Origin of the sequence: Streptomyces sp. cf386 (assembly GCF_900103585.1) — a bacterium.
Classification (GTDB): domain Bacteria; phylum Actinomycetota; class Actinomycetes; order Streptomycetales; family Streptomycetaceae; genus Streptomyces.
In genome coordinates this window covers 48,923-66,723 of record NZ_FNHV01000002.1, presented here as the reverse complement: position 1 = coordinate 66,723, position 17,801 = coordinate 48,923, and the positions used below count along the sequence as shown (strand labels likewise).

Here is a 17,801-nt window from a genome sequence, read left to right as displayed (position 1 = left end):
GAACCACAATTCACACAGGATTTATTACGGGCATCAGCCGGAGCGCCCGACCGCCAGCCCCGTCCCCTCAAGACGCACCCTGATCCCGTCCTCCTCCACCCGCACGTCCCGCAGCCGCAGCTGCCCGCTCGGCGGCTCGGGCAGCCGGAAGCCCAGGGACAACTGGTCGGCGAGGACCGGGCGGGTGAGGCGGGGCAGGGCGTCGAGAAGGGCGGGATCGAAGCCGAGGAGCTTGAGCAGCTCGGGGTGTTCCAGGGCCAGGTCGATGAGGTTGAGCTTCATCGCGCGGTGGGCGAAGCGCGGGGTGCCGGTCAGATCGGTGAGCTTGGACTCGTTGCGCAGCGCTTCGCGCACGACGGAGTCGGGGACCCCGAGCCGCCGTACGACCGACGGCACCGACAGCAGCGCCTTCGCCTTGCGGGTCTCGCGGGCGAGGCGGGCCACCGACTGCCGGCTCAGGTGCAGGCCCTCCGAGGCGCGGGCTCCGGGGCGGTACGTGGCCAGCTCCCCGATGTCCAGGCGCATGCCGCCGATGTGCGTCGCGATGCCGCGGTCGCCCTCGCGCACGATGCGGGCCTCGGCACGGAGCCGGAGGTCATGGCCGGCGACGGGCAACGTGCCGCGCGCCCGGACCCGGTCGTGGCCCTCTCCGGTGAACGTGACCTGGGACGCGCCGAGTTCACGGTTCAGGTCCGCGAAGGAGAGCAGGACGTCGCCCTCCAGCTGGGGGACGTCGGCGCCGCGCACCGACGTCGGGCCGTCGGTGTCCAGTCGTACGCCTCTCGCCGTCGCCGTCACCTGGGCCAGCGAGACCCGGTCGGCGGCCACGTCGGGGACGGTGACCTTCACCGAGTCCAGCCGCTCGTCGGCGAGTTGGGTGAGGAAGGGGAAGCCGTCGATCTCCACCTCGGGGGCCGCGGCCAGATCGAGGCGGTCCTTCAGAGTGGCCGCCGCTCTGCGCTCGGTGTACAGCAGAGCCCAGCGGTCGGCGAGGCTGAGGAAGGCGGCCAGGACGACGAGGCCGACGACCGCCTTCAGCGCGAGGGGAAGCCCCGCGAAACGGCCGCGTCGACGGCGTCGGCCGTTGCGGCGGTGGTTGGGCGGGGCCCAGGGATCGTCCTGGGCCTCCGCCTCTTCACGCTCGTCCGGTACGTCCTCGCGGAAGAACTCGTCCAGCGGACCGAGGTCCTGTGGACCGGCGTCCGGCGGACCGTCGTCCAGTCTGCCGAGCTCTTCGTACGGGTTCGTATAGGGATGCGTCGTTATGTGGTGGGGGGAACGCATCGGCCCATCCGACCATGCGCACGCCCCCCACCCGCAACCGCAACCGGAGGTATGCGATCTAGTTCACGTCAGTTCACGTCCTACTGTGCGAACCGACCTACTGCACGACCGTGATCCGGTTGGCCGCCGGCGGCGCGATCGGGCTCGCCGCCGAGGAGTTGGCCGTCAGGTACTTCTCCAGCGCCGTCAGGTCGTCCGAGCCGACCAGGTCGTTCGTGCCCTGGCCCAGCGTCGGGAAGCCGTCGCCGCCGCCCGCGAGGAAGCTGTTGGTGGCGACGCGGTAGGTGGCCGTCGGGTTGATGGCCTCACCGTTCAGCTTGATCGAGTCCGTGACCACCCGGTCGGCGCCCGACTTCGTCAGGTCCAGCGTGTACGTCAGGCCCGACGAGGGCTGCAGAACCTTCGGCGCCGCCGCGTTCGTGCCGCTGACCTGCTCCTTGAGCACCTGGATCAGCTGCGCGCCGGTGAAGTCCTGGAGGTTCACGGTGTTGGAGAACGGCTGCACGGTGAAGCCCTCGGCGTACGTCACCACACCGTCGCCCTCGGCGCCCTTGGCCGCGTAGGTCAGCGGTGCCCGGACGCCGCCCGGGTTCATCAGCGCCAGGTCCGTCTCCGGGTCCAGCTCCTTGCCGTGCGCGAGCTGCGCGTCGGCTATCAGGTCGCCGATCGGGGACTCGGTGCCGGTGTTGGAGATGTCGGCGGAGATGTAGCCGATCGCGCGGTTGCCGATGGGCGCCGCGAGGGTGTTCCACTTGCTGATCAGCTCGGTCATGTCGGGCGCCTTGGCCACGGTCCGGGTGACCACGTGGTTCGCCGACTTCACGGACGTACGGGCGATGTCGCCGGTGAAGCGGTCGTACGTCAGCGTCGTGTCGGTGTAGAGGCGGCCGAAGGACGCGGCCGAGGTGACCATGCGCGGCTTGCCGGCCGGGTCGGGGATCGTGCAGACGTAGGCGGCGTGGGTGTGGCCGGTGACCAGCGCGTCCACCTGCGGCGTGATGTTCTTCGCGATGTCGACGATCGGGCCGGAGATGCCGTCACCGGCACCCGGCGAGTCGCAGTTGTAGTTGTACGACCCGGAGGCGGGCAGCCCGCCCTCGTGGATCAGGGCGACGATCGACTTCACGCCCTGGCGCTGGAGCACCTTGGCGTACTTGTTGATCGTCTCGACCTCGTCCTTGAACTTCAGGCCCTTGACGCCGTCCGCCGAGACGACACCGGGGGTGTCCTCCAGGGTCACGCCGATGAAGCCGACCTTGACGTCCTTCTTCTTCCACACCCAGTAGGGCTTGAGGATCGGCTTGCCGGTCTTCTCGTCGAGGACGTTCGCGGCGAGGTACGGGAAGTCGGCGCCCTCGAACTCCTCGTCCGTGTAGCAGCCGGCCGTCGGGTGGCAGCCGCCCTTCTGGAGGCGGGCCAGTTCCTTGGCGCCCTCGTCGAACTCGTGGTTGCCGACCGAGGTGACGTCCAGGTCGAGCTTGTTCAGCGCCTCGATGGTGGGCTCGTCGTGGAAGAGGCCCGAGATCAGCGGGGAGGCGCCGACCATGTCGCCGCCGGCCGCGGTGATGGAGTACTTGTTGCCCTCGCGGGCCTCGCGCAGATGGGTGGCGAGGTACTCCACGCCGCCCGCGTCGATGGTCTTCGTCGTGCCGTCCGCCTGCAGCTCGGTGACCCGGCCGGAGGAGCCGGCCGGCGGCTCCAGGTTGCCGTGCAGGTCGTTGAACGACAGCAGTTGGACGTCCTGGTAGCGGCTGAACTGGTGGCCGCCGCCGTGCTTCTGGGAGCTCTCCGCCGACGCCGTCGCGGGGAGCGCCGCGGCCAGCGCACCGGCGGTGGCGAGACCGGCCACCCCGGCGAGGAGAAGGTGAGTACGGCGTCTACGGCGCTGGTGCGCCGCCTGGGACTCGGCTGGCATACGCCCCCCTTGGGTCGAAAGTGACATGGCCCCGTCGGGCGCAGCCTAAAGTCAACGCGCGTAGCGCGACAGGGGGTTCATGGTTACTTTCTGGTTTCCCTTTGCCCGCCCCTTTGCCGCCACATTGTCGGGCGCTCCCTTTACCCTCGTACGCATGACCAGCGACGACACCGCACGCCCCCTCCCCTCCCGCGCCATCGAGACCTACTCCGCGCTCTCCGACGAGCAGACCGATGCCGTACTGGAGCTGCTGGCGGAGGCCGCCCGGAACGACGGGCAGCAGGCGGTGTCCGAGCAGGGCCGGCTCCAGCTGCGCGGGGGAGAGCGCGAGGGCGTCTCGCACCTGCTGCTGACCGTCGCCGACGAACTCGTCGGCTACGCCCAGCTGGAGGACACCGACCCGGTCGAGGCCCCGGCCGCCGAGCTGGTCGTCCACCCCGCGCACCGCGGCCACGGTCACGGCCGCGCGCTGGGCTCGGCCCTCCTCGCCGCGTCCGGCAAGCGACTGCGGGTGTGGGCCCACGGCGGCCACGCCGCCGCCCGCCATCTCTCCCAGGTGCTCGGCCTCACCCTCTTCCGCGAGCTGCGCCAGATGCGCCGCTCGCTGGCGGACCTGAACCTGCCGGACCCGGTGCTCCCCGAGGGCGTCACGGTCCGCACCTTCGTGCCCGGCCAGGACGACACGGCCTGGCTCGCCGTGAACGCCGCCGCCTTCGCCCACCACCCCGAGCAGGGCTCCCTCACCCAGCGCGACCTCGACGACCGCAAGGCCGAACCATGGTTCGACCCGGCCGGGTTCTTCCTGGCGGAACGGGCCGGCGAGCTCATCGGCTTCCACTGGACGAAGGTCCACGCCGAGGAGGGCCTCGGCGAGGTGTACGTCCTCGGTGTGCGGCCCGGCGCGCAGGGCGGCGGCCTCGGCAAGGCCCTGACGACGGTCGGCCTGCGGCACCTGGCGGCCCAGGGACTGCCGACGGCGATGCTGTACGTCGACGCCGACAACAAGGCGGCGGTGTCGGTGTACGAGCGGTTGGGGTTCGTGACGTACGAGACCGACCTGATGTACCGCACGGAAACCTGACATCACTCCTGTAAGGGGCGGCGAGCTTGACGCCGCCCCTTCTTTTGCACCACCCTTTCACTACTCAATTAGTGAAAGGGTGGTGGAACGGATGGTCGAGTACCGCATCGACCGGCGCTCCGGCGTCGCCACCTACGTGCAGATCGTCCAGCAGACCAAACAGGCCCTGCGTCTGGGCCTGTTGGAGCCCGGCGACAAGCTGCCGACGGCCCGTGAGGTCGTCGAGGCCACCGCCATCAATCCCAACACCGTCCTCAAGGCCTACCGCGAACTGGAACGCGAGGGCCTGGTCGAGGCGCGGCGAGGGCTCGGCACCTTCGTCCGGCGATCGCTGGGCGCCGCCCCGGCCGACTCGCCGCTGCACACCGAACTGGACGCGTGGGCCATGCGGGCCCGTGAGGCCGGGCTGGACCGCGACGACGTGGACGCTCTCTTCACCGCCGTACTGGAAAAGCACTTCAAGGGGGACGACTCATGACCGAGACCGCCATCGAGGCGGGCGCGCTGAGCAAGACGTTCGGACGGCGCCGCAAGCAGGCGCTGGACGGCTGCGTCTTCCGGCTCCCGGCCGGACGGATCTGTGCCCTCGTCGGACCGAACGGCGCGGGCAAGTCGACCCTGCTCTCCCTCGCCGCCGGCCTGCTGCGCCCCACCGACGGCACGATCACCGTCCTCGGCCAGGCCCCGACGGCCGCCCGCGAGCGGATCGCGTACGTCGCCCAGGACAAGCCCCTGCACCCGCAGCTCACCGTCGCCGACACCCTGCGCTTCGGCCGCGAGCTGAACCCCCGCCGCTGGGACGACCGGGTCGCCGGGCGGATCGTCGCCGAGGGCGACCTCGAACCGGACGCCAAGATCCGTACGCTCTCCGGCGGCCAGCGCACCCGCGTCGCGCTCGCCCTCGCCCTGGGCAAGCGCCCCGAAGTGCTGCTCCTGGACGAGCCGATGGCCGACCTCGACCCGCTCGCCCGGCACCAGCTGATGGCCGCGCTCATGGCCGACGCCGCCGAACACGGCACTACGGTTGTCATGTCCTCGCACGTCGTGGCCGAGCTGGAGGGCGCCTGCGACCACCTCCTGCTGCTCGGCGCCGGCCGCGTCCGCCTCGCCGGCCCGCTGGACGACCTGCTCGCCGCGCACCGCCTCGTCACCGGCCGCGCCGACGCCTCCCTGGACCCGCACAGCGTGATCGAGTCCCGCACGACGGGACGTCAACTCACCGCACTCGTACGGCCCGAGGGCCCTCTCGGCGACGGCTGGCAGGCCACCGTCCCGACCCTGGAAGAGCTGGTCCTCGCCCACCTGCGCGCCCCCGGGGCGCCGGCCCTCACCCTCGATCCGGCGCCGGAGGTCGCCGTATGACCGCCGAGGTGACCGTCGAGACGTCCACCGCCGTCGCGCCCGTGCGCGGGCCGCGTGGGCTGGTGTGGGCGATGCTGCGGGTGCACCAATGGGCGCTGTGGTTCTGGGTGCTGCTGGTGGCCGTGGGCGCGGGGGTGCTGCTGTGGGCCTACGGTCCGGGCTCGGACGCCGCCTGGACCGAGTACCGCAATCTGCACTGCGACACGAACGACCCCAGCCTGGGCTGCGATGCCCCGGGCCCCGCCTACAGCATGTACGACACGGCCGTCGGCGTCGGCGCCGGGCTCCTGAACCTCACGCCGCTGCTCGCCGCCGCCTGGGCGGGCGCGGCCCTCATCGGGCGTGAACTGGAGAGCGGTACCGCGCAGTTGGCGTGGACGCAGTCCGTCTCGCCGGTCCGCTGGCTGGCCGCCAAGCTGGCCGTCCCGGCCGCCCTGCTCGTCTCCGGCACGCTCGTGCTCACGCTGCTGCACCGCTTGCTGTGGTCGACGGACGCTCCGCTGCGCCTCGCGGCGAGCTCGCGCGAGTGGTTCGAGGGCAACACCTTCGTGGCCAACGGGACCCTCGCCACCGCCTACGCCCTCCTCGGCCTAGCCGTCGGTGTCCTCGCGGGCCTGCTCCAGCGCCGTACCCTGCCCGCGCTCGGCACGGCGGTCGTCGGCCTGCTGCTCCTCCGGCAGGCCATCGGCTCGCTGCGCCCGCATCTGTGGCCGGTCGAGACGCTCACGCACAAGGGCGACTACCCGACGTACACCGGCATGGTCCTCGACGAGGGCGCCCTCACCTCCACCGGCGCCCGCGTCCCGGACCCCCTCTGCGCCGAGGACGACGCCAAGTGCCTCGCCGCAGACGACATCGTCGGCTTCTACCGCGACCACCACCCCTCCTCCCACTTCTGGCCCCTGCAACTCGCCGAGACGGGCATCGTCCTCGCCGTCGCGGCCCTGGCGGTCCTGATCGCCTTCCAGCTGCTGAAGCGCCGTACCGGAGCCGCCGTATGACCGCCACCCTCACCGCCACGAGCGCCCCGGCCGACCGCACCCCGCGCGGGCCGCGCGGCCTGGTCTGGGCCGTCCTGCGGGTGCACCGCACGGCCCTGGCCTTCTGGGGACTCGCCCTGGCCGCCGCGACGGCGGGCCTGATCTGGCTGCACGCCATCGCGGAGGAGGCCCGCCGGGCCTACGTCCCGTGCTCCGAGCCGGTCGCTGAAGACGGCTACCCCTCCTGCGCCTCGATCGAGGCGATCACCGCCGACGACTACTACTCCGACGGCATCGCCCTGCTGACCACGGCCCTGTCCTACGCGATCTTCCCCGTGGCCGCCTGGGCGGGCGGTGCCCTCATCGCGCGGGAACTGGAGAACGGCACCGCACGGCTCGCCTGGACCCAGTCGGTCGGCCCGGCCCGCTGGCTGGCCGCCAAGCTCGCCGTCCCGGCGCTCCTGCTCGCCGCCGGCACCGGGGCCGTCGTACTGCTGAACCGCTGGGCCCGGACGGACGGCGATCCCAATGTGAGCGGGGACTGGTACGGCCCCGACGTCTTCGTCGGCACCGGCCCGGCGGCCATCGGCTACGTCCTGGCCGGCCTCGCCCTCGGCGCGCTCGCCGGACTGCTGCTGGGCCGGGCACTGCCCGCCGCCGGGGTGGGCCTGGCCGCCGCGCTGCTCCTCTACAACCTGCTGGAGCGCTACCGCGAGGACCTGTGGCCGAAGGTCACCCGCACCGGGCCCGAAGGCCTCGATCCGGGTCGCTCCGCCTGGTCGGTGGCCTGGGCCTCGACCGGCGAGGGGGGCGTCACGACCGTCGAGGTCACCTTCCACCCCGGGGCCCACTTCTGGCCGCTCCAGTACGTCGAGACCGGCATCGTCCTCACCGTGGCCGCCGCCGCGACCCTCGCCGCCTTCGCGGTGCTGCGCCGCCGCACCCCATAAGGACCAGCCGGACGTCCCCAAGAACCAGCCGCACGTCCCTCCACGGGGGGAGGGACGTGCGGCTCAGACGTGTGCGGGGGCAACCGTCCCGGTATGTAGACGCCCGCGAGCCGCCCCCCGCTATCCCACACGCCATGTCTCCGTAACCATTGGTTCAGACGGACTTGCGACCCTCGGCCAATGACCGCCGCCGTGCCAGCGCCTTCGCCGCCGCCGGAGGGGAACGCGAGGAACGGGGACGCCCGACGCCTCCCCGCGACGCTCCCGCCCGCGCTTTCCGACGCGCCCATCGGAGTCGAAGCGCGGAACAATGGACATATGAGCCAGTCCACAAACTCCCAGGCCAACGTCCAGCACGCGCAGCCCTCCGTGGGCTCCATAGCGGCGCACCGCCCGCACACGGTCTCCGCGGTCGTCTCCGACCTGGAACCGGACATCGACGCCGACCTCGACGCCTACGAGGAGTCACTCGTCGACGGGGTCCAGCTGCCCCAGGGCCGCTTCCTGGACCGGGAGCGCAGCTGGCTCGCGTTCAACGAGCGCGTCCTCGAACTCGCCGAGGACCCGAACACCCCGCTCCTGGAGCGGGCCAACTTCCTGGCGATCTTCGCCAGCAACCTGGACGAGTTCTTCATGGTCCGGGTGGCCGGTCTGAAGCGCCGTATCGCGACCGGGGTCGCCACCCGGTCCGCGTCCGGCCTGCAGCCCCGCGAGGTCCTGGAGATGATCTGGGCCCGCTCGCGCGAGCTGATGGCCCGCCACGCCGCCTGCTACCACGAGGACGTCGCCCCCGCCCTCGCGGAGGAGGGCATCCACCTGGTCCGCTGGAACGAGCTGACGGAGAAGGAGCAGGCACGCCTGTTCACCCTGTTCCGGCACCAGATCTTCCCGGTCCTGACCCCGCTGGCGGTCGACCCCGCGCACCCGTTCCCGTACATCTCCGGCCTGTCCCTGAACCTGGCCGTGCGCGTCCGCAACCCCGTCACCGGCACGCCGCACTTCGCCCGGGTCAAGGTGCCGCCGCTGCTCTCCCGCTTCCTGGAGGCCTCCCCCGGCCGGTACGTGCCGCTGGAGGACGTCATCGGCGCGCACCTGGAGGAGCTGTTCCCGGGCATGGAGGTGCTGGAGCACCACGCCTTCCGGGTCACCCGCAACGAGGACCTGGAGGTCGAGGAGGACGACGCCGAGAACCTCCTCCAGGCCCTGGAGAAGGAGCTCATGCGGCGCCGCTTCGGGCCGCCGGTGCGCCTGGAGGTCGAGGAGAGCATCAACCAGGAGGTCCTCGACCTGCTGGTGCGCGAGCTGAAGATCAGCGAGGCCGAGGTCTACCCGCTGACCGGCCCCCTGGACCTCACCGGCCTCTTCCGCATCGCCTCCGTGGACCGGCCCGAACTGAAGTACCAGAAGTTCATCGCGGGCACCCACCGCGACCTCGCCGAGGTCGAGTCGGCGTCCGCGCCGGACATCTTCGCCGCGCTGCGCAACCGGGACGTGCTGCTGCACCATCCGTACGACTCGTTCTCCACCTCCGTGCAGGCCTTCCTGGAGCAGGCGGCCGACGACCCGGACGTCCTCGCGATCAAGCAGACCCTGTACCGGACCTCCGGCGACTCCCCCATAGTCAACGCGCTCATCGACGCCGCCGAGGCCGGCAAGCAGGTGCTTGTCCTGGTCGAGATCAAGGCCCGCTTCGACGAGCACGCCAACATCAAGTGGGCGCGCAAGCTGGAGGAGGCCGGCTGCCATGTCGTCTACGGCCTCGTCGGCCTGAAGACCCACTGCAAGCTGTCGCTCGTGGTCCGCCAGGAGGGCGACACCCTACGGCGCTACAGCCACGTCGGCACCGGCAACTACCACCCCAAGACGGCCCGCCTCTACGAGGACCTGGGCCTGCTGACGGCCGACCCCCAGGTCGGCGCCGACCTGTCCGACCTGTTCAACCGTCTCTCCGGCTACTCGCGCCGAGAGACGTACCGGCGGCTGCTGGTCGCCCCCAAGTCCCTGCGTGACGGCCTGGTGTCGCGGATCAACAAGGAGGTCCAGCACCACCGTGCCGGACGTCCCGCCTACGTCCGCATCAAGGTCAACTCGATCGTCGACGAGGCGCTCATCGACGCCTGCTACCGCGCGTCCCAGGCGGGCGTGCCGGTCGACATCTGGGTCCGCGGCATCTGCGCGGTCCGCCCGGGTGTGACCGGGCTGTCGGAGAACATCCGCGTCCGCTCGGTGCTCGGCCGGTTCCTCGAACACTCCCGGGTCTTCGGCTTCGGCAACGGCGGCGAACCCGAGGTGTGGATCGGCAGCGCCGACATGATGCACCGCAACCTCGACCGACGGATCGAAGCCCTGGTCAGGGTCACCGACCCGGCCCACCGCGCCGCGCTCAACCGGCTCCTGGAGACCGGTATGTCCGACACCACCGCGTCCTGGCACCTCGGACCGGAGGGCGAGTGGACGCGGCACGCGACGGACGCGGACGGCCAGCCGCTGCGCAACGTCCAGGAGATGCTCATAGACGCCCGGAGGCGCCGGCGTGGCACAGCAACACCTTGATCCGACGGACCCCACGGCCGGGGCCGTGACCGGGGACGCCCTAGCGGGCTACCTGCGCGCCCAGGCCACGGAGTTCCTCCGAGCCCTGCGCCTGCACCGGGAGACCGGTGGAGGGGCGGCCAACGGCTCGGAGGAGGCCGTCGACGCGGCCCGGGCCCTGCGCCGCTCGGCCCGCCGCATCAGCGCCAGCCTGCACACGTTCCGCCCCTTGCTGGACACCGACTGGTCGGAGGCCATCCGCCCGGAACTGGCCTGGCTCTCGGGAACGCTGGCCATGGAACACGCGTACGCCGGCCGCCTGGAACGCCTGCTGCTGGCCCTGCACCGCCTGTCGGGGGCGACGGCCCTGCCGGCCCAGCTGGGCGCGAACGACGTGGGCGGGGCGGGTGCGGGGGCGGGGGCCGGCTCGGCGGAGACGGCCGCGGGGCCCCCTGCCGCGGCGCCCACCCCGGAGCGCGGCAACCTCACCGTGGGCGCGGCCAAGGCAGGCGCCCTGCTCGAACGGCAGCTCACCCTCGCCCGGACCCGAGCGCACAGCACCGCCCTCCAGGCCCTCGGCTCCTCCCGCTTTCACGCCGTCGCCGACAACATCGCCGTACTGGCCAGCGAGGTCCCCCTGACCCCCGCCGCGGCCACCGCCGACCTGCGCCCCCTCGCCGCCGCCGCCGAGGAGCGGCTCACCGACGCGGTCGCGGCGCTCCCCCTGGTGACCGCCGGCCACCCCTACAACGCCGAGGCCCTGATCCACGGCCTCTCCCCGGACCCGGCCCCACATCCGCAGGACGCCCCCTGGCACCAGGTCCGCCTGCTGCTGCGCCTGCACCGCTACGCCCGCGAGGTCCTCCACGGCGACAACTCCCCGGTGGACATGCGGCTGTTGGCGGCCGGCCAGGCACTCAACCGGCACCGCGACGCCTCCGAGGCGGCGGCAGCGGCGGCCCAGGCGGCCCGCACCCCGCGGATCGCCCCGGCGACGGCGTACGCCCTCGGCGTGCTGCACGCCGACCAGCGGCACGAGGTGGAGGCGGCACGGTTCGCGTTCCAGCAGTCCTGGCAGCTGCAGACGGTAAGCACCCCCTAGGCACCCCATGGGGACCTCATGGGGTCCCCTGAAGGAGGCATACACCCGGTGACTCACGCGAACGCATTCATCGTCCACGCCGCCGGCTGTGTCCTGTGGCGCCGTTCGCCGGTAGACGATGAGCTGGAGATATGCCTGGTCCACCGGCCGAAATACGACGAATCGTAGCATCGTTAACCACGGTGCACTACGATGAGTTCGCATGATCGACACAAGGAACTCGGCACGTCAGTCCAAGACGTTCTCACGCTCCTACGTCGCCCCCGAGCTGCAAGAGCACTTGGACGAGGGCGGGACGGTTGAGGACTGGCTAGCCGGGAGAACACCCATAGCGTCCATGGCCCGCATCTCAGCCGATCGGCTCAAAGGGGACGCGATCGGTGTTGGCCGCCAGCACAGGAACAACGCACGGAACGCAGCCCTGCACAACTGCGCCGTCGTCGTGTGCTACGAGGACAACAACATCACTGCGTCCAAACGTGAAGTCGTTCGACCAGCGTTTGTCCAGATGATCAAGGACATCACGCACGGCTACGAGGAAGAGACCCGCATCCCGCTCAAGGGCTGCATCGCGGTAGAGCGAGAGCGGGTCTGGCGGCTCCCCCGTGACTTCATCGCCCTACAGGACGCCTTGGTTCTGAACGGAACAGGGACCTTCATCGAAGACAAGACGTACCTGAATCTCGTTGATGATGACGGCACGATCATCGCTGGCCTGGTCACGTCCGGAACAGGTGAGGCGGAGGTGCGCAAGATCCGGAAGAGGACTACGCGCAACTCGAAGGACAGAGCCGAGGAAGGAGCCGTTCCCGGCGGCCCCCGCCGCTTCGGTTGGCTTGGATCAGAGAAGCGAGAAGGCCGCCTAGGCAACGAGAAAAAGGACCCCGCTGAGTGGCCCTACCTGATTCAGATGATCAAGAAGCGTGCCGACGGACGCTCTTGGCGTCATATCACGGGCTGGATCAACCGAGAGAGGGATAAGGATGGGAATCCCATCTTCACCGCTCGGGGTGGAAAATGGTCCGAGCAAGGCGTAAAGGGTGCCGTTACCAATCCCGCCTGGTGGGGTGGCCGGATTCTGGACGGAGAAATCGTCACGGATCCCGATACGGGAGAGCCCAGGCTAGGCAAATGGGAGTATGCCGACCCTGAAGTTGACAAGGTGGACTACAGCACTTGGAAGCAGATTATGGCGGGGGTGTATGCGAACCGTCTGCACCGAGGCATGGTGAAGCCTCCCACCGAGGGCGAGACTACCCGCGTTGGAAAGTACCTCTTTTCTGGACCTCTCCGCTGCGGGCGAATCAATGACATGAGCGAGGTTTGCTACTCAAAACTTTCCGGTAATAAGGCCACCGGAAAAAACGCTAAGTACGGCGACTATTACCGGTGCGGTGACCCAAACTGCAAGGGTGTGGGACGTCGCGTGGCACCAGTCGATAAGTACCTTACAGAGTTGCTGTTGGCCTACCTGGACAAGCATTTTTCGGGAACTAAGCCCAAAACCATTCCTTGGAGGGGTAAGGAAAAACTGGATGGACTCGTCTCCCAGCGCAAGAAAATCAAAGAATCCGTGGCGGATGGAGAGGCCGACTGGAGCGACGTACATGACATGCTCACGAACCTGAATAGGAATATCAAGACGCTACAGAAAGAGGAGCGGGACCACCTTCAGGCCCAGTCTAAAGCCAATCTCCTCCGAGGATGGAGCCGCAAAAAGTGGACCAAAATGGAATTGGACGAGAAGAAGGAAGTCATTTCTCTAGTCCTCGCCTCGGTTGTGGTTCTCCCTGTACCGGAAGAACGAAGCGACAAGGCTCCGTTTGATCCAAACCTCTTGCAGGTTTCCTGGCGCAAGAAGAAGCAGGCTACCGCTGAAGATCAAGGCCAAGAATCGCCGCCAGAGCCCGCCGCTGCATAGGGTCCGGCGCAGGCGCCTTGGCTAGCTGAGACTCAACCCATTCATCGATTGGGACAAGTGACTTCCCATTCCAGGCCCCCGGACCTGCGCCGGGGGTTTCCTGTGCCTGCACTGACCAATCCTCTGAACCAATTTTCGCGTCATCTGAATTGGCGCATCCCGCATTTTCCCTAGGCGGCATATTTCCACCCCTCGGCGATCATTTCTCTTTTGATCTCGCGTAGGGCGGTTAGGTCTTCCGCTATTCCGTGTGCGAAGTCTGCTTCGGCCGGTGAGTGTCCGGAGCCGACGTAGCGCCATGCGGAGTCGGTGACGGTGTCTCTGTCTTCCAGGGCAGGGAGGTCGCTGCTCTGGTGTTCCGCCCGGACTGCGCGGAGTGTTCCGTAGGTGGTGGAGTACTGGCGGGATTTGGTGAGGACGTGGCCCCGGTAGCCGAGGGTGTGAGTCCAGGGCCGGAGGTTCAGGGCCTCCAGTTCCGGGAGGCCGCCCAGGCGCCAGCAGGCAGCCATGAGGGCGCGTAGGTGGGCGTTGACGGGGGCGAGGCGGATGCTGTCGAAGTCTTGTATGCGGTAGTCGATTCCGCCCGCGTCGCCGACGCTCTTGGAGACGTATTTCGCGACGTAGGCCGCAACCGCGCTGTCGGTCACCACTGAGGTTCCGGTGAATGCGTCGCTGCGGATCGGGTGTACGTCGAGCTGTTTGCCCCACTGGACGGCCCGTTCACCGGTCGCGGGGGAATATGAGGTGTGGACCTTTACCGTGTCCGCAGCCGACCGCACGGCACCGGTCAGCATTTCCGTTGTGACCCACAGTGGCGGAGGCGAGGAAGGGCCGTCGGGTCCGTCGAGGCGTATCACCGCGTGGAAGTGGACAGCGCCGCGCTTTTGGTATTCGGCGACTTTCGCGAACGAGAGTTTCAGGTGTTCGCCGAGGCGGCTCTGTGTGATTCCTGCTGCGGTCGCCAAATGCCGCCTGAGCATGTGGCAAAACCGATTCCACAGAGTGCCGGCGGTTGCGTGCCAGAGGACGTGTCCGGGGTAGTCGTAGCAGTCCGGGCACAGCGGCTGACCCACCGCGGATTCTGTGTCCGCATGCTTCTGGCCGCAGCCGAGAGGCCGCCCGTGTTCGCAGATGCCGCCGTCTCGTCGAGGGCGGCACACGGCCCCGTCCGGACCGCTGGCACGGTGCACTGCGCCGAAGGACGGGGCGGTGAGGGTGACGAAGAGCCGGGGGTGGCGCCGGACGTCGTCGGTGATGCCCTTGCCGCCGAGGAGGCCGGAGCGGACCAGGTGGAAGGTGTCGCCCGCGTGGAGGTAGGAGCAGGGCTGGCAGCGTGTTTCTCGCCGGTTGCGGCAGCGCACCGGCATTCGGCCGCCGGGTTCGTCGCTGGTGTCGTAGTGCCGCAGCACCTCGCCGGTGACCGTGTCGCGGGTGGTGGTGTGTCCGGTGAGGTAGATGGGGTGGGCGCATCCGCCGATGGATTTGATTTGGTCGAGCCAGTGCGGGAATCCGGGTTCATGGACGAGCCGGATCAGGTCGCGTTCGGTGGGAGAAAGGAGGCGCAGACGCTCAGCCTCATTAAGGGCTGAGCGCCGCGCCTGGTCCGATATCGGGTACATGGTGGCCCCCTTTCACGAGGGATGGGCGCGATGGTCATGGGTCAACTCCCCTTTTGTCTTTCCTCAGACCTAAAGCGTCAGAGAAAGTGACGCATTAGTAGTGGAGATGGAAAGTTGAGACCCACCCCCACTTTCCCTTGTTCGGACCACTGGCGACTTTTCCGTACCCCCAGTTGTAATTCCAGTTAGTGCAGTACTCACTGAATCGGGTGTTCTTGTAGAGGATTCCCTTGGACGTGTACTTTGTTCCGGGACCGCTCCGCAGGTTCACGGCCGTATCGGCAACCTGCTTTTGGGGCTCGACCCACACGTTTCCCTTGCATGCCTTCGGGAGGGATGCCGCCGTGGCCGTACCGGCGGTTGCGATTCCGGCCGCCGTGAGAGTGAGGCCGAAGGCGGACGCGGCAAGGGCGCGGACGATGTTGTTGCGGATCTTCATTTCGTTTCTCCTCTGAGAGGGTTTCGAGGCAGCCCTTTTGCCGCCTCTGGGGTTTCTTTTCCGGGTCAGCCGAAAAAGAGGCTTCCGACAGCGTTGACGATCGCCCACACGGGGAGGCCGAAAGGTGTTCCGGCCAGCAGGAATCCGAACAGGGCGATCAGGGTTGCCTGATAGGCGCGGATTTCCCGGGATCGGGAGGTCAGGACGACGTACAGGAACAGGAATGAGTCGATGACCCAGATATGTGTCTGTGTCATGCCGCTACTTCCCCTTTCTCGAATGTGACGGGGTCGGGCATGGTCATGAAGGGATTCACCGGCGGATCCGTCCGCCCGATTGCGGCGGCGTCGGCGGTGCTGACCTGATGGGAGCGGGCACGCAGCCACCGGCCGCCCATGGCGACCACGGCCACGCCCTGTTCGTCCTCGGTGATGGCCTGAGCGGTCACCACGGCGTCCGCGTTGATGTCGCCCAAGGTCATCTCGGCGGACGCTTCGTCATGCACGCGATGGGCGACTCGTCCGCCGAGCTGGGCCCGCAGCGCGGTCACGCGGGGGCCTAGGTCGGAGCCGACCCGTTGCCCGGCGATGACCAGGTGGACGCCGAGCGCAGCGCCGAGCTGGGCGATGCGCAGCAGGAGCGTTCCGCACTGCTCGGCCTGGTCCTTCGATTCGCGTGAGCCGTCCGTCAGGTACAGCTCGGCCAGTTCGTCGACGATGACGACGACGGGCACCGGCCGCTGCTCTTCGGGGAGTTCCCAGACGGACCGCTTTCCCCAGGACCGGCAGTGCCCCATGCGGTGGGTGATCTCGTCGACCACACGGGCCAGCAGGCCGACCGCCTCGGTGCGGTTGATGGCCAGCGCGGACAGCCGCCCGGCGAACAGCCCGAGTTCCATGCCGCCCTTGCAGTCGACGCCGACCAGGGCGACCCGCTGAGGAGCCAGACCCAGCACCAACGCCGCCAGCAACGAGGACTTCCCCGACTGCGTGGCACCGGTGACGAGCCAGTGCGGAACCCGGCGCAGGTCGATCAGCCAGGGCTCGCCGTCCTCGGATCGGCCCACGTCAGCCGAGAGCAGCACAGGGGCCGGCGGTCGAGCGAAAGGGCCGGGACCGGCCAGCGGATCCACCGCCGTCACATGGATGACGACAAGTCCCCGACGAGGCGAGGTGACCCACACCCGGTGCACCCGCCAGGCGTGCTCCATGGCACGGGCCGCCGCGAAGTACGGGCCCGGGGTCTGCCCCGGATGCAGCAGCACCCGCAGCCGCAGCCCGGTTGCCGTCGGCACCGGCAAGGACAGCCGGGGAGGCTTGGGCTTCAGGGCCTGGCCCTGCACGACGAGGTCACGGCCGATCACCCGACTCGTCGGAGACAGGCTCACCGAGAGGCCGTTGAGGTAGGCGAGCCGCCGCCACGTCGAGAGGATGCGCAGCGCGGTGCTCGGGTAGCCGAGCAGCCACCAGCGCACCGGCCACTGCCGAGGCCGCACCCCCCGCGCCTCCAACCGGGGTTCCCACCACTTCTGGGTGAGCACGCCGACCAGGAGCAGCGCGGAGAGGATCCACACCACCAGGGAGGCGGGCATCAGTCGTCACCGCCCGTGCCGCCGCCGGCGTTGTCGGCACTGGTGCGTGCCAGCACGAGGCGGGCGCGCATCATGGCCGTCTCGGCGTGGCGGGCCGTCAGGGAGAGCAGGAAGCGGAGTGTCTTGTTGTCGTCGCTGGTGCTCAGCAGCGCCTCGGTACCGGCGAGGGTGCGAAGGTCGCGCAGGAGCGAGCCGAAGTGGCCGTCGACGCAGAACACCGGATCGTCCCGCTCGTCGGAGGGCACGTCCGCATCGTCCAGACCGGCCAGCACCCGCATCTCGCGAGCCATGCGTTCGGCGTCCTCGGCGAGCAGCCGCGCGCAGGGTTCCTTGCAGGCGTACACCGACGCGTCGTCCACCGGGTGGCAGCCCACGACCACCGACGTGATCTTGTCCTTGAGGAAGTCGGCCCCGCACATCACGCAGGCCACACCGTCGCCCTGGGGGCCGCTGACGTTGTAGAAGGGACGGCTCATCAGGAGTCACCGCCCGACTTGCCGCGCGATCCGGCAGCAGGAGCCGGTGCCGCACCGCCGCCCGAACCCGTCGCCGACGTGATCGCATCGGCCCGGTAAGTCGTACCGGTCCGCCCCTCCAGTGCCCAGTCACGGGCCCACAGGTTCGCGACCTTGACCTCACCGCCCTCGGTGAGCCCTTGCGGAGGCCCGACCGTGGTCACGTGGATCTCATCCAGCCGCCGCCCTTCCAACTGGCGGACGACTAGACCGGTGATCCACAGCGGGTTGCCCTCACGGTCCCTTCGCTGTTCACCCTCTGGCGTGGTACGCGGCTCCGGCGCGATCAGGCAGCGAATCGTGCCCAAGCGTCCGACATCAATCGGCTTGTCTTCCAAGGGAGTTCACCTCATTCCAGACACACCCGCTCATCCACTTATTCGGATGAGTCGGGCGATCATCATGACCTGAGAGGCGGAATCCCGTCAACCACTTATCCGGATGACTGGGTTCTGGCTATACGTCAGACGGCTGACCACTTATCCTCATGAGTGCATCACGCGCGGTATA

The 17,801-nt window shown here is 69.0% G+C and carries 16 protein-coding genes; 8 read left to right on the top strand and 8 right to left on the bottom strand.

Features of this window, described 5'->3' with window-relative positions; genetic code table 11:
* Window positions 1-33 precede the first annotated feature (33 nt).
* Window positions 34-1,284 carry an LmeA family phospholipid-binding protein gene (locus tag BLU79_RS04385; RefSeq protein ID WP_093904275.1) on the bottom strand — a complete coding sequence of 417 codons (1,251 nt, stop codon included), beginning with the start codon at window positions 1,282-1,284 and terminating at the stop codon, window positions 34-36.
* Window positions 1,285-1,381: 97 nt separating this feature from the next.
* Window positions 1,382-3,199 carry a bifunctional metallophosphatase/5'-nucleotidase gene (locus tag BLU79_RS04380; RefSeq protein WP_093904274.1) on the bottom strand — a complete coding sequence of 606 codons (1,818 nt, stop codon included), beginning with the start codon at window positions 3,197-3,199 and terminating at the stop codon, window positions 1,382-1,384.
* A 154-nt stretch (window positions 3,200-3,353) separates the two neighbouring features.
* Here BLU79_RS04380 and mshD point away from each other — a divergent pair, with 154 nt between their 5' ends.
* From mshD to BLU79_RS04340, 8 genes are all read left to right on the top strand, one after another.
* Entirely contained in the window at window positions 3,354-4,280 is a 927-nt protein-coding gene (gene mshD / locus BLU79_RS04375) for a mycothiol synthase (protein ID WP_093904273.1), read from the top strand.
* A gap of 91 nt (window positions 4,281-4,371) precedes the next feature.
* Window positions 4,372-4,758, top strand: coding sequence for a GntR family transcriptional regulator (locus BLU79_RS04370; protein WP_093904869.1), 387 nt, complete (start codon window positions 4,372-4,374; stop codon window positions 4,756-4,758).
* Window positions 4,755-5,642, top strand: coding sequence for an ABC transporter ATP-binding protein (locus BLU79_RS04365; protein WP_093904272.1), 888 nt, complete (start codon window positions 4,755-4,757; stop codon window positions 5,640-5,642). The genes BLU79_RS04370 and BLU79_RS04365 overlap by 4 nt, the downstream gene beginning before the upstream one ends.
* On the top strand, window positions 5,639-6,643 hold the full coding sequence (locus BLU79_RS04360) for an ABC transporter permease (protein WP_093904271.1): 1,005 nt from the start codon (window positions 5,639-5,641) through the stop codon (window positions 6,641-6,643). The genes BLU79_RS04365 and BLU79_RS04360 overlap by 4 nt, the downstream gene beginning before the upstream one ends.
* A complete protein-coding gene (locus BLU79_RS04355; protein ID WP_093904270.1) occupies window positions 6,640-7,572 on the top strand; it encodes a hypothetical protein in 933 nt (310 codons plus the stop codon). The genes BLU79_RS04360 and BLU79_RS04355 overlap by 4 nt, the downstream gene beginning before the upstream one ends.
* 180 nt (window positions 7,573-7,752) lie before the next feature.
* A complete protein-coding gene (locus BLU79_RS04350; protein ID WP_177000861.1) occupies window positions 7,753-10,125 on the top strand; it encodes an RNA degradosome polyphosphate kinase in 2,373 nt (790 codons plus the stop codon).
* Window positions 10,106-11,206, top strand: coding sequence for a CHAD domain-containing protein (locus tag BLU79_RS04345; protein WP_093904268.1), 1,101 nt, complete (start codon window positions 10,106-10,108; stop codon window positions 11,204-11,206). The genes BLU79_RS04350 and BLU79_RS04345 overlap by 20 nt, the downstream gene beginning before the upstream one ends.
* Before the next feature lie 202 nt (window positions 11,207-11,408).
* The gene (locus BLU79_RS04340) at window positions 11,409-13,127 is read left to right on the top strand and encodes a recombinase family protein (protein WP_093904267.1); all 1,719 of its coding nucleotides are present in this window, start codon (window positions 11,409-11,411) and stop codon (window positions 13,125-13,127) included.
* Window positions 13,128-13,297: 170 nt separating this feature from the next.
* Here BLU79_RS04340 and BLU79_RS04335 read toward each other — a convergent pair whose 3' ends face one another.
* The 6 genes from BLU79_RS04335 to BLU79_RS47790 form a co-directional block, all read right to left on the bottom strand.
* Complete coding sequence (locus BLU79_RS04335; protein WP_177000860.1) at window positions 13,298-14,746, bottom strand: replication initiator; 1,449 nt, start codon at window positions 14,744-14,746, stop codon at window positions 13,298-13,300.
* Between the two features lie 94 nt (window positions 14,747-14,840).
* On the bottom strand, window positions 14,841-15,185 hold the full coding sequence (locus BLU79_RS04330; protein ID WP_256333143.1) for an SH3 domain-containing protein: 345 nt from the start codon (window positions 15,183-15,185) through the stop codon (window positions 14,841-14,843).
* 65 nt (window positions 15,186-15,250) lie between these two features.
* Window positions 15,251-15,442, bottom strand: coding sequence for a hypothetical protein (locus BLU79_RS04325; RefSeq protein WP_093904266.1), 192 nt, complete (start codon window positions 15,440-15,442; stop codon window positions 15,251-15,253).
* Window positions 15,439-16,776: an FtsK/SpoIIIE domain-containing protein gene (locus tag BLU79_RS04320; RefSeq protein WP_093904265.1), complete on the bottom strand. Its 1,338-nt coding sequence runs from the start codon at window positions 16,774-16,776 to the stop codon at window positions 15,439-15,441. The genes BLU79_RS04325 and BLU79_RS04320 overlap by 4 nt, the downstream gene beginning before the upstream one ends.
* The gene (locus BLU79_RS04315) at window positions 16,776-17,252 is read right to left on the bottom strand and encodes a hypothetical protein (RefSeq protein WP_093904264.1); all 477 of its coding nucleotides are present in this window, start codon (window positions 17,250-17,252) and stop codon (window positions 16,776-16,778) included. Before BLU79_RS04315 ends, BLU79_RS04320 begins: the two co-directional genes overlap by 1 nt.
* On the bottom strand, window positions 17,252-17,629 hold the full coding sequence (locus BLU79_RS47790; RefSeq protein WP_143052453.1) for a hypothetical protein: 378 nt from the start codon (window positions 17,627-17,629) through the stop codon (window positions 17,252-17,254). Before BLU79_RS47790 ends, BLU79_RS04315 begins: the two co-directional genes overlap by 1 nt.
* Window positions 17,630-17,801 lie beyond the last annotated feature (172 nt).